Annotated in this window: 13 protein-coding genes; 5 read left to right on the top strand and 8 right to left on the bottom strand. The window is 62.4% G+C overall.

Annotated elements, in window-relative coordinates:
- Positions 1-473 precede the first annotated feature (473 nt).
- Complete coding sequence (locus tag JQ609_RS05630; protein ID WP_312014802.1) at positions 474-914, top strand: hypothetical protein; 441 nt, start codon at positions 474-476, stop codon at positions 912-914.
- Complete coding sequence (locus JQ609_RS05625) at positions 907-2,139, top strand: HlyD family secretion protein (protein WP_212272299.1); 1,233 nt, start codon at positions 907-909, stop codon at positions 2,137-2,139. Before JQ609_RS05630 ends, JQ609_RS05625 begins: the two co-directional genes overlap by 8 nt.
- A gap of 72 nt (positions 2,140-2,211) precedes the next feature.
- Here the strand turns inward: JQ609_RS05625 and JQ609_RS05620 are convergent, their stop codons facing one another.
- Positions 2,212-2,475, bottom strand: coding sequence for a hypothetical protein (locus JQ609_RS05620; RefSeq protein ID WP_192733680.1), 264 nt, complete (start codon positions 2,473-2,475; stop codon positions 2,212-2,214).
- Between the two features lie 199 nt (positions 2,476-2,674).
- Here JQ609_RS05620 and JQ609_RS05615 point away from each other — a divergent pair, with 199 nt between their 5' ends.
- Entirely contained in the window at positions 2,675-2,845 is a 171-nt protein-coding gene (locus JQ609_RS05615; RefSeq protein WP_212272298.1) for a hypothetical protein, read from the top strand.
- A 1,127-nt stretch (positions 2,846-3,972) separates the two neighbouring features.
- Here the strand turns inward: JQ609_RS05615 and gatB are convergent.
- The 5 genes from gatB to gatC are packed head-to-tail and all read right to left on the bottom strand — an operon-like array spanning position 3,973 to position 7,747.
- Positions 3,973-5,451: an Asp-tRNA(Asn)/Glu-tRNA(Gln) amidotransferase subunit GatB gene (gatB, locus tag JQ609_RS05610; protein WP_212272297.1), complete on the bottom strand. Its 1,479-nt coding sequence runs from the start codon at positions 5,449-5,451 to the stop codon at positions 3,973-3,975.
- Positions 5,448-5,741: a hypothetical protein gene (locus tag JQ609_RS05605; RefSeq protein WP_212272296.1), complete on the bottom strand. Its 294-nt coding sequence runs from the start codon at positions 5,739-5,741 to the stop codon at positions 5,448-5,450. The genes gatB and JQ609_RS05605 overlap by 4 nt, the downstream gene beginning before the upstream one ends.
- Positions 5,742-5,745: 4 nt before the next feature.
- Positions 5,746-7,221, bottom strand: a complete 1,476-nt coding sequence (gene gatA / locus JQ609_RS05600) for an Asp-tRNA(Asn)/Glu-tRNA(Gln) amidotransferase subunit GatA (protein ID WP_212272295.1) — start codon at positions 7,219-7,221, stop codon at positions 5,746-5,748.
- On the bottom strand, positions 7,218-7,430 hold the full coding sequence (locus JQ609_RS05595) for a hypothetical protein (RefSeq protein WP_212212263.1): 213 nt from the start codon (positions 7,428-7,430) through the stop codon (positions 7,218-7,220). Before JQ609_RS05595 ends, gatA begins: the two co-directional genes overlap by 4 nt.
- A gap of 29 nt (positions 7,431-7,459) precedes the next feature.
- Positions 7,460-7,747 carry an Asp-tRNA(Asn)/Glu-tRNA(Gln) amidotransferase subunit GatC gene (gatC, locus tag JQ609_RS05590; protein ID WP_212272294.1) on the bottom strand — a complete coding sequence of 96 codons (288 nt, stop codon included), beginning with the start codon at positions 7,745-7,747 and terminating at the stop codon, positions 7,460-7,462.
- Between the two features lie 398 nt (positions 7,748-8,145).
- Between gatC and JQ609_RS05585 the strand changes: the two genes are divergently transcribed.
- Positions 8,146-8,313 carry a hypothetical protein gene (locus JQ609_RS05585; RefSeq protein ID WP_212272293.1) on the top strand — a complete coding sequence of 56 codons (168 nt, stop codon included), beginning with the start codon at positions 8,146-8,148 and terminating at the stop codon, positions 8,311-8,313.
- Between the two features lie 27 nt (positions 8,314-8,340).
- Here the strand turns inward: JQ609_RS05585 and JQ609_RS05580 are convergent, their stop codons facing one another.
- Positions 8,341-9,414, bottom strand: coding sequence for a nitronate monooxygenase family protein (locus tag JQ609_RS05580; protein WP_212272292.1), 1,074 nt, complete (start codon positions 9,412-9,414; stop codon positions 8,341-8,343).
- 26 nt (positions 9,415-9,440) lie between these two features.
- A complete protein-coding gene (locus tag JQ609_RS05575; RefSeq protein ID WP_212272291.1) occupies positions 9,441-10,424 on the bottom strand; it encodes a nitronate monooxygenase family protein in 984 nt (327 codons plus the stop codon).
- Between the two features lie 106 nt (positions 10,425-10,530).
- Here JQ609_RS05575 and JQ609_RS05570 point away from each other — a divergent pair, with 106 nt between their 5' ends.
- Positions 10,531-11,412, top strand: coding sequence for a LysR family transcriptional regulator (locus JQ609_RS05570; protein ID WP_212212271.1), 882 nt, complete (start codon positions 10,531-10,533; stop codon positions 11,410-11,412).
- Positions 11,413-11,489 lie beyond the last annotated feature (77 nt).

Raw genomic sequence — 11,489 nt, 5'->3', positions numbered from 1 at the left:
ACCGGCAGCGACGGAGTCAACCAAGAACTCGTCTCCGGGGAGATCACGGCATAAGCCGTAAAGCCATTGCGCAGGGAAGGCCGGGTGTTCACCGCTGCCCTGTATGCTCGTGTGCAGCCTATTCAGTGCAAACCGCACACGAGACCGCGGGTGCAGCGCGCATCCGGTCTTCCCTGCGCCCTCCTCCTTCAGGAAGGGCGAAAAGTGACGCAAAACTCGGGCATCTCATGCCGTGAGAATGTGGACCCATGCCCTCACATTGTTTGATTCAGATCAGAAGACCATCATCGCAATCGGGCTAATTTCACGTTGCGGAAGGCAAATCAGAATCGAAGCACCAACTCGCAACGACAACCCGTGCTTGCCAAGTTCCCGCATTATGCAAAGATGGCTGCGCCTAGCCGGGCGCCTGTCCATGCCTTCTTGGTGCATTGCTTGATACTTCGGCTTGCTCTTTCGGAATGGAGAGTTGCGTGAGCGAATCCCTTCACCCTGCCGCCCCTCATCATCTGCCAGGCTTCATCACGGCGCCGGGAGACACCGACGTCCTGATGATCGTTGTCGGCATTATCCTGATTGCCGCCGTCGTCGGGGTCGGCAATCTCTATTTGCACCTGCACACGCTGCCGGAACGGATGGCCCACAAAACGCAGAAGCTGCAATTTGAGATCGTGGCCGTGCTGGGCCTGCTGGCGTTGTTTACGCACAACCACCTGTTCTGGGTGATCGGATTGCTCCTCGCCATGATCGACCTGCCCGACTTCGGCACGCCGCTGCGCAGGATCGCCGGATCGGTCGAGAAGATGGCCGGCGGCCCGCCCGAACCAGACCCGACCGAGCCGGCTCCAGAAACCGCAGCCCACGCCGGCACGCACGGCCCCGCCGCCAAGAGTGAGGCAAAGGCTCATGCTTGAGATCATCCTCTGCTCGCTGGTGACGATACTGCCGGACTATCTCTATCGCCGCTATCGGCAGGGAAAGCGCATCGGCCACGAAATCACGCTTTATTCGGTCTGGTTCGAGCTGCGATATGGCATCATCACCTGCCTGATGCTCACAGTCGCGCTGATCACGATGATCTTCTATTATCATCCCTCGACCAATACGGCGACGATGTACTACCGGACCGTCCCGATCATGACCGAAGTGGCCGGCCGGGTCGCCGAAGTTAACATCGATGTCAGCGCGAACGTCAAACAAGGTGAGGTGATTTTCAGACTGGACAGCGCCAAGCAGGAGGCCGCGCTGCTGACGGCCAAGCGCAAGATCGCCGAAGTCGATGCCGCCATGCTGTCGGCTCAGGCCGATGTTCTCAAGGCGGAAGGGCAGATCCTGCAGGCTCAGGGCGATTATCAGCAAGCCACCGACGAGTTGAACACCAAGCGGGACCTGCAGCAACGCAATCCCGGCATCGTCCCGCAGCGTGACATCGAAAAGCTGCAGGTGCTGCAGGCGGGCCGGCAAGGATCGCTTGATGCCGCCAACGCTGCAAAACAATCCGCGGCGGTCCGCGTCACCGCTCTTCTTCCCGCCGAGAAAGCAAGCGCGGAGGCAGCGCTGGCCGAAGCGCAGGTCGATCTGGACAAGACCTTCATTCGTGCCGGGTTCGACGGGCGGGTCGAGCAGTTCGGGCTGAGGCCGGGCGATATCGTCAATCCAATGATACGGACGGCCGGCGTTCTCATTCCGGAGGGCGCGGGACGGAGGGCTCTCATGGCAGGATTTGGCCAGATCGAGGGTCAGGTCATGAAAGTCGGAATGGTGGCCGAGGCCACCTGCATTTCCAAGCCGTGGGTGATCATTCCGATGGTGGTTACCGTTGTGCAGGACTACATCGCGGCTGGCCAGTTCAGGGGCGGCGAACAACTGATCGAGGCGCAGAACACCGCGCGTCCGGGCACCATTCTCGTGTTCATGGAGCCGATCTACCGGGGCGGTCTGGAGGGCGTCACGCCCGGCAGCAGCTGTATCGCCAACGCCTACACCAGCAATCACGAACGGATCGCGTCAGGCAAGCTCAGCGCGTTCAAGAGCTTTGCGCTGCACGTCGTCGACGCCACCGGCCTCGTGCACGCCCTGCTGTTGCGGATTCAGGCCCTGCTGCTGCCCGTCAAGACACTGGTGCTGAGTGGACACTGAGCCATTTTGGATGCTGCCGATGCCGGTACAGAGACACCAGGCATTCCGGCCGCTCCGTCGCGGCTCGCGAACTCAGTGCGAGGTCATCCAGGCGCGGGCTTCGCGCTGCGCCGTGGCGATCTCGACATCCGACATCATCTCGGCGACTTCGCGGCGCATCGAGATCGCGTCTGCGCGGCCCTTCAGGGCGGCGAGATTGAACCATTTATGGGCGGCGACCAGGTTGACGACGCCGGAACGGCCGCTCGCCCAGTACAGGCCGCGCTCGAACAGCAGGTCGGGGATTGCGGTCTCCACCGGTGTCGCCGTTTCCAGATCGAATTGTCCCTGAAACATCGTAGTCTCCCCTTTTTATTGTTGCCGCCCTCCCCCGAGCGCGGCCCCTGTCCACTGTCAAAACGTCCCGTTATCGCCCCGCGCCGTTTGCCGGCTTGTTGGGATGATCATGGCCCATCAAATTTGAAGGGCAGTTTAAATATCGCGATGAACGGGGTGTAAACGTGAAGCGCCCGGGCGCCGATGGGGAATCGCAGAAGTGCCTGTGCCGCAGCAACAAGTGAGGATTCGTGAAGACCGGTTTACCGTGCCGCTTGGCAGAACGATAACCATCGCGACGCCTCGCATCTCGCGCGCGCCATCATCGGCGGAAACGGAAGACCTGGTATTGCAAAAGTTCCCGCAATGGATCGGGCGGGTGCGCGCCTGACCGATGCGCGGTGACGCATGGGCGCGATCTGCGCCCGCCCGGCGGCCGTGGGCGGTCAGGACAGGAACCCAAAGGGATTTGGAAAGATCAACCTGCCGGGCGCCAAAGGCGCGGCGATCGGAACGCAAGACGTTCCGGGGAGCAGCCGTTCCGGGGAACAGGAGGCGTTCCGGGGAACGAGGGCGTCGGCGAACACGTCAGGACCAGATTTCAATCGGGCTTTGGCCCGGTGAAATTGCGGAGCAAAGATTCCGCACCGAACGAAGAAAACTCGTTTCTTCTGCCGGACCGGTTTTGGAAAAGCGAACTCTTCCGAAAGTCGATCCAGCCGTTTGACCTGATGTCTCGCCGACACCCTCTTTCGTCGACCGAGCCTTCCGGATTATGTTTGCTCCGAGAAGCAAACCGTCTGAAGGCTCGAGTGACGCGCCGGCATCAAGCCGCCGGCAATTCTCTCAAAGACGAGAGCTTACTTCTTCTTCTTGGCGACCTTGCGGGTCTTCTTCGCAGTCTTTTTCACTGCGCTCTTCGCCTTCTTTGCCTTCTTAGCTTTCTTGGCCATGTTGCCCTCCTAATGTAAGTGAGATGGCTTAGTTCGCTGCGTGCACTCGGGAATCGATGTGCACTACATCCCGAATACACCAACACGTTCAAAAAAACAGCGTCCCGCTTAAGGAAGTGTTGACGCGGGAATGCGAGGGCGCGCTCGAAGCATCCTTCGGCGGCGGCGCAACAAGCTCGCGCAGCGATGCAAAAAGTGCAGCAACGACCGACGTCGGCGTTTGTCAATATTGAAGGAAACGCTTGCACTATAGATGTTTTGGCGATTCACGCATGCAATGATCAATGCGCAACCAACGTCATCGCGACTCAGCAAGACCGCCCAAAAGCCGCTTGCGCGGACTCTGAGTCGCGAATTTTGGCAATAAAAAAATTTTCGTGGATACAGCCTCCACGTCTCATCGGCGCTCGCCAAAACCGATTTTTGGGACGAATCGCAGCGACCGATTCGCTGATCCCGTTGTCCGTCGTGACAATGATTTTGATCCGCGATGCGCGATCGATGCACGCTTGCGCGCGTCGATCGCGACGGCAGCGACGGCGAAAGCGTCCCGTTACGGGACGCTTCAGATGCCGAGCTTCGCCTTCAAGAGATCGTTGACGGCTTGCGGATTGGCCTTGCCGCCGGACGACTTCATCACCTGGCCGACGAACCAGCCGGCGAGTTGCGGCTTGGCTTTCGCCTGCGCGACCTTGTCCGGGTTGGCGGCGATGATGTCGTCCACCACCTTCTCGATTGCGCTTAAGTCCGTGACCTGCTTCATGCCGCGCGTCTCGACCAGCGCACGCGGGTCGCCACCTTCCTGCCAGACGATCTCAAACAGGTCCTTTGCGATCTTCCCGGAGATGGTGCCCTCGCCGATCAGGTCGACGATCGCCGCGAGTTGCACCGCCGACACCGGTGAGCCCGTAATATCACGGCCTTCCTTGTTGAGGCGTCCGAACAGTTCGTTGATCACCCAGTTGGCGGCAAGCTTGCCGTCGCGCGCCTTGTCGGTGAGCCCGGCCAGCACGGTTTCATAGAAGTCCGCGCTCTCGCGCTCGGCCACCAGCACGCTGGCGTCGTAGGGCGACAGTCCAAAGCTATCGATGAAGCGGGCCTTCTTCTGGTCCGGCAATTCCGGCAGATCGGCCTTCAGGCCGGCGACATAGGCTTCGCTGAACTCGAGCGGCAGCAAATCGGGATCGGGGAAGTACCGGTAGTCGTGCGCCTCTTCCTTGGAGCGCATCGAGCGCGTCTCGCCCTTGTTTGGGTCGAACAGCCGCGTTTCCTGATCGATGACGCCGCCATCCTCGATGATTTCGATCTGGCGCCGCGCCTCATACTCGATCGCCTGACCGATGAAGTTGATCGAGTTCATGTTCTTGATCTCGCAGCGGGTGCCGAGCGGCCCGCCCGGCTTGCGCACGGAGACGTTGACGTCAGCGCGCAACGAGCCCTTCTCCATGTCGCCATCGCAGGTGCCGAGATAGCGCAGGATCGAACGCAGTTTTGTCACATAGGCCTTGGCCTGCTCGGCATCGCGGATGTCGGGTTTTGACACGATCTCCATCAGCGCCACGCCGCAGCGGTTGAGGTCGACATAGGACAGCGACGGCGCCTGGTCGTGCAGCAATTTGCCGGCGTCCTGCTCCAGGTGCAGACGCTCGATGCCGATGTTGACCGTGCGCCCGCCGTCGAGTTCGACCTCGACCACGCCCTCGCCCACGATCGGCGACTTGTACTGGCTGATCTGGTAGCCCTGCGGCGAATCTGGATAGAAATAGTTCTTGCGATCGAACACCGAGCGCAGATTGATCTGCGCGTTGAGCCCAAGACCGGTGCGAACTGCCTGACGAACGCATTCCTCGTTGATGACAGGCAGCATGCCGGGCATCGCGGCATCGACCAGCGAGACATGGGTGTTCGGCTCGCCGCCGAATTCGGTCGAGGCGCCCGAGAACAGTTTTGACTGCGAGGTGACCTGGGCGTGGACCTCGAGCCCGATGACCATTTCCCAATCGCCTGTGGCGCCCTTGATCAGCTTGCCGCTCGCCGCCGTCATGTCCGTTCTCCCAACAGCAATGTAAAGACGATCCGGTCCCACTCTGCCTCAAGCGAATCGATCGCCGCTGGTTGGCCGGACTGGCGATACCAGTAACCGGCGTTGCCGAGATCACCTTCCACGCGGTGCAAATAGGCGTGCACCCACGCCGCTTCCGCCGAGGATTCGTCCTGAACGATCTTATGCGCCGCGTCCCAATTGCCCTTGGCAGCCCACCACAACGCGGTGAGCGACGGGCTCAGCGCCGGCGGCGGCGCGTCATCGGAAAGGCTGGCCTTGAAATCTGCCATGGCCTCACCACCATCTGGCCGGCGTGAAGCGTCCGGCCGCCTGCTCGACCACTTCGCCGAGCGAGAACAGCGTCTCCTCGTCGAAGGGACGTCCGATCAGTTGCAGGCCGAGCGGCAGCCCCTGCGCATCCTTGCCGGCGGGAACGGCAATGCCCGGCAGTCCCGCCATGTTCACAGTCACCGTGAAGATGTCGTTGAGATACATTTCCACGGGATCGGCGCCACCCTTCTCGCCGACGCCGAACGCCGCCGATGGCGTCGCCGGCGTCAGGATTGCGTTGACGCCCTTCGCAAAACAATCCTCAAAGTCCTTCTTGATCAGGGTGCGGACTTTTTGCGCGCGCAGGTAATAGGCGTCGTAATAGCCGGCGGAGAGCACATAGGTGCCGATCATGACGCGGCGGCGCACTTCGTCGCCAAAACCTTCGGCGCGGGTGTTCTCGTACATTTCGCCAATGGAGCGGCCGGGCACGCGCAGGCCGTAGCGCACGCCGTCGTAGCGCGCCAGGTTCGACGACGCCTCGGCCGGCGCCACGATGTAATAGGCCGGCAGCGCGTATTTGGTATGCGGCAGCGATATGTCGACCAGCTCCGCGCCGGCCGCCTTCAGCCAGGCTGCGCCTTCGGTCCAGAGCTTTTCGACTTCGGCCGGCATGCCGTCGAGGCGGTATTCCTTGGGGATTCCGATCTTCATGCCTTTAACGGACTTGCCGATCGCGGCCTCGTAGTCCGGCACCGCACGATCGACCGACGTCGTGTCCTTGGGATCGTGCCCCGCCATCGAGCGCATCAGGATCGCGCTGTCGCGCACGGTGCGCGCGATGGGCCCTGCCTGATCGAGCGAGGAGGCAAACGCGACGATGCCCCAGCGCGAGCAGCGGCCGTAGGTCGGCTTGACGCCGACGGTGGCGGTGAAGGCCGCCGGCTGGCGGATCGAACCGCCAGTGTCGGTCGCGGTCGCGCCCATGCAAAGCAATGCGGCGACCGCGGAAGCCGAGCCGCCCGACGAACCGCCCGGCACCAGCGAGGTATTGGAGCCTTCGCGCCGCCACGGATTGACCACCGGGCCGAAGCACGAGGTCTCGTTCGAGGAGCCCATCGCGAATTCGTCGTTGTTGAGCTTGCCCAACATGACCGCACCGTCGCGCCAGAGTTGCGAAGTGACGGTCGACTCATAAGGCGGCACGAAATTGCCGAGGATTTTTGAGCACGCAGTGGTGCGCACGTCCTTGGTCGCGAACAGGTCCTTGATGCCGAGCGGAATGCCGGCCAACGGACCGCCCTCGCCCTTTGCAATTTTGGCGTCGATCGCGCGGGCCATGGCGCGGGCCTTGTCCGGCGTTTCCAGCACGAAGGCGTTGAGCGCGCGCGCCGCCTCGATCGCGGCAAGGTGCGCGTCGGTCAGTTCAAGCGAGGTGAAAGACTTGTTCGCGAGGCCATTCCTGGCCTCGGCGATCGTCATCGAAATCAAATCGGTCATTTATTGATCGGGCTGCAGAAGAATGGAGACAGGGTCTTGTCGCTCGCGGGGTCGTCTTGCTTGGGCCGCGTCAGCTCGGACGCCTCAAGCGCGTCGAGGACGGCGTCCATCGCCTTGTCGGGATCGGCGACCTTGCCTTGCCGCTCCATCGCGTCGAGATAGTTCATGTAGGCTTGGTAGGCCTTTTCATCGTCGCAGAGCATGCACATCGGACTTCCGATCTCGAACAAAGAAAGAGTTATTCCACGACCTTCGGCACCAGAAAGAAATGGTTCACAGTGTCGGGCGCGTTTCTGACGACATCGTCGGTGATCCCGCCGTCATTGATCACATCAGGACGTTTCTTCATTTCCATCGGGGTCACCGAGGTCATCGGTTCGACGCCGTCAACATTCACCTCCGAAAGCTGCTCTACGAACGCCAGCATGGCGTTCAGTTCGCCCTGCAGGTGGGGAACTTCGGCCTCGGCGACCGCAATTCGCGCAAGATGCGCGATGCGGCGAACGGTAGCGGCATCAACGGACATTAATATAAGGCCTCAATCGGGGGATCGCACCCGCCGTATAGCAGAGCCCGGTTTTGCGCCGCAACCACGGGGAACCCGCCCGCTGGCATTTTGGGGCCAAAATACCGCCAAACGGGGCTCAAAGGCCGCATCAAAATGCCCCGTTGTGCCCCGCGCCGGCAGTCCGGCGGTTTCGACAGGGAAAAGCCGCCGACGAAACCATTTACCGGGCTGGTGCAGTCGTTTTGAAACAGTCGCGGCGTGTACTCGGCCATCACCCTGGAGGCCGTGCCATGTGGACAACGGAACACGACGGTGTAACGGAAAGTTGGGATCCTGCTCTGTGGTCGATCGGTGGCGTGCTTGGCGCCCCGATCCTATATCTGGCGTGTCTGGCCTGACGAACGTGAGGCAACGCCATGTCCAAAGCGAAAGAACTTCAGGAAAAAGCCGAGATGTTCGAGCGGCGCGCAGAAAGCGCCACCGATCCCATCTCGCAACGTCACTACAAAGAGATGGCTGCGCATTATCGATCGCTCGCCGTCGAGCACCTGGACGTCATCAAACGCGACGAGCCGGCGCATTAGCACCATGACCCCGGTAGCCGCCGAACACTAAGCCAGCGAACTCAGCCTAACCAACGCCGCGCCCGCCAGCGCCCGCGTCAGTTCTGCGGCCGGCATCTCGCGGCCCATCCGCACCGCCTGCCCGGCCCAGAGATTGGTGAAATCGACCTTGCCGAGCTTTTCGGCGCCCGCCTTCAGCGGACCGAGTGCGGTCGCAGCGTGCGGAAAATCAGGCGCATCCGGGCAAATCGGTCCGACCTCGCGCATCACGCGGTTGGCGACGCCGCGCGCGGGCCGTCCGGTCATGACGTTGGTAATCACGGTGGCGTCATCACTCGCCTGGGCAAGCGCTATCCGCGCCGGCGCGGTCACCTTCGATTCCGGGCAGCGCAGATAGGCCGTGCCGATCTGGACGCCCGCAGCTCCAAGCGCAAAGGCCGCCGCGATGCCGCGCCCGTCGGCAATGCCACCGGCCGCGATGACAGGCACCTTCACGGCGTCGACGACCTGCGGCACTAGCGCGAAGGTGCCCGGCTGCTGGGCGATATTCTCGGTCAGGAACATGCCGCGATGGCCGCCGGCTTCGGCGCCTTGCGCAATGATGACGTCGGCGCCGTGCTCCTCGAGCCAGATCGCCTCTTTCACGATCGTGGCTGACGACATCACGATGGCGCCGGTCGCCTTGACGCGCTTCACCAGTGCGGCATCCGGCAGGCCGAAATGGAAGCTGACCACTTCCGGATTCATCTCCTCGACCAGCGCGCACATCGCCTCATCGAAAGGCGCGCGATTGGCGGCAGCGGCCGGCGCCGCGGGATCGAGGCCCAGCTCCTTGTAATAGGGGGCGAGCCGCGCCTTCCATCCGGCTTCGCGCGCGGGATCGGCCACGACCGGCGCGTGGCAGAAGAAATTCAGGTTGATCGGCGCGGAGACGCGCTGGCGCATGATGTTGATCTGTTCACGCGCCTTCTCCGCCGTGATCATCGCGCATGGCAGCGAACCCAGCGCGCCACCCTGGGCCGCCGCGATTGCCAGCTCCTGGTCCATCACGCCGGCCATTGGCGCCAGCACGATCGGAAATTCGGTCTTGAAGAGATCGAGAAGTCGGCGGTCTGGCCACATGGGTCTGCTCGCTTGAATGAGTTGAATCAGGCTCTTGTTGGTGCGGAAGAGTTGCGCCGTCCAGCCAGGAGCTGATCGGCCTCGCCGACGATCCTGTCAACGATCACGGCCGCCGGCGGAATGTCATGAATAAGGCCGACGGCCTCACCGGCGATCACAGCAGCGACGTCGTAATTTCCGGCGGCTCTCGCGGCGGCATATTCGGCCGTGACAGCGGAGACATTCTGCATCAGTTCGACCTCGCGCCCGATCCAGCGGCGCGCGTGATCATTGATCAGGCAGCGGCCGTTGAACGGTGCCGGCCAGACATTGTTCCGGGAAATATCGAAGATGATACTCCTGATGCTGCTGCCGCTGGTCGCGTTACAGATGCGCTTTTTGGCTTCATCGGCGCCGTCGCATTCCTGGCTGGCGTAAAAGCGCGTGCCGAGCAGTACACCGGACGCTCCCAGCATCATCATCGCCGCCAGCCCGCGGCCGTCACCGATGCCGCCCGCCGCCGCAACCGGCACCCGGCCCGCCACGAGATCGACAATCGCCGGCACGATGTCGATGGTGGTGCGGGAGGCACCGTGTCCGCCGGCCTCGCTGCCTTGTGCAATCAGCAGGTCGGCACCGGCGTCTAGTGCCATCAGCGCCATGCCCTCGTCCTGCACCTGGCAGATCAGCAGCGCGCCGCTGGCCTTGATCTTGGTCGCAAAGGGTTTTGGATCGCCGAACGAGAGCATGATCGCGCGCGGCCGCGCCGCGAGCGCGATGTCCATCAGCTCCGGCCGCTTGGCGAGACTCCAGGTGATGAAGCCGATGCCAAAGGGGTCGGGTACGCTTTTGAGCTTGGCGGTCTCCTGCTCCAGCCAGGCCTGATCGCCATAGCCACCACCCAAAATGCCAAAACCGCCCGCGGCGCTGACCGCCGCCGTCAGCCGCGCACCGGCGATCACGTCCATCGGCGCCGACAGGATCGGATGCGTGATGCCAAGGAGAGCCGTCAAGGGCGTGCTGATCGACATGTCCAAACCCTTCTAATCTGGACAGACACGATAAGCCGACGTATCATTCTCATAAAATGAATACTATAGAATGCTGCCATCGCTACCATGAAACGGAGAGCGGTCCATGGAATTGAGCGATCTCGTGACATTTTCGACGGTGGCGCGCCTCGGCGGCATCACCCGCGCCGCGGACGAACTCAACACCGTGCAATCCAATGTCACCCAGCGCGTCAAAGCACTGGAGACCGAGATCGGCACCGCACTGTTCGAGCGGCATAGCCGCGGCATGACATTGACCGGCGCCGGCCGCCGCCTGCTTCCCTATGCGCAGCGGATGGCCGCCTTGTCACGCGAAGCCGTGCTGGCCGCGCGCGACGATGGCGAGCCAAAGGGGCCGCTGTCGATCGGCTCGATGGAGACAACAGCCGCGGTGCGGCTGCCTTCCCTGCTCGCCGAATTCCACCGCCGCTTTCCGGCGGTGCGCTTGAGCCTGCGCACCTCGCCGACCGCAGACCTGGTTGCAGCCGTGCTTGACGGATCGCTTGACGGCGCCTTTGTGGCCGGTCCGATCGATCACGCCGACCTCAGTTCGACAATCGCTTTCACGGAAGAACTCGTGCTCGTGACGTCGAGGCGCTGGGCAAGTCTAGCCGCTTTGCGCGCGGGCACGCCAGAATCGGGGCCGACCGCCCTGGTCTTCCGCACCGGCTGCAGCTATCGGCAGCGGCTCGAACAGGTTTTCTCGGAGTTCGGCTGGCCGTCTTCGGCGCGGTTCGAGCTCGGCACGCTCGACGGCATGATCGGCTGCGTCGCCGCGGACATGGGCGTGACGCTGCTGCCGCGTGCCGTTGTCGGAAAAAACGAGACCGTCAACATCCACAAGCTGAAGGCCGCTCAGTCTGTTGTCGACACCCTGTTCATCCAGCGCCGCAGCGCCCACCAATATAGCGCGCTGCAAGGCTTTACCGCCTGCCTGAACAATAATGGCGAGGTCATTGCCGCCTGAGATCGAACCTGGTCCGCGGATCTGTCGTCTACCGTTTCACGAAATCTCGTGAGACATGATGCGACCGCGATGCGAAA

Source organism: Bradyrhizobium sp. AUGA SZCCT0169 (assembly GCF_018130085.1).
Classification (GTDB): Bacteria; Pseudomonadota; Alphaproteobacteria; order Rhizobiales; family Xanthobacteraceae; genus Bradyrhizobium.
This window is presented reverse-complemented; position numbering and strand designations above follow the sequence as displayed.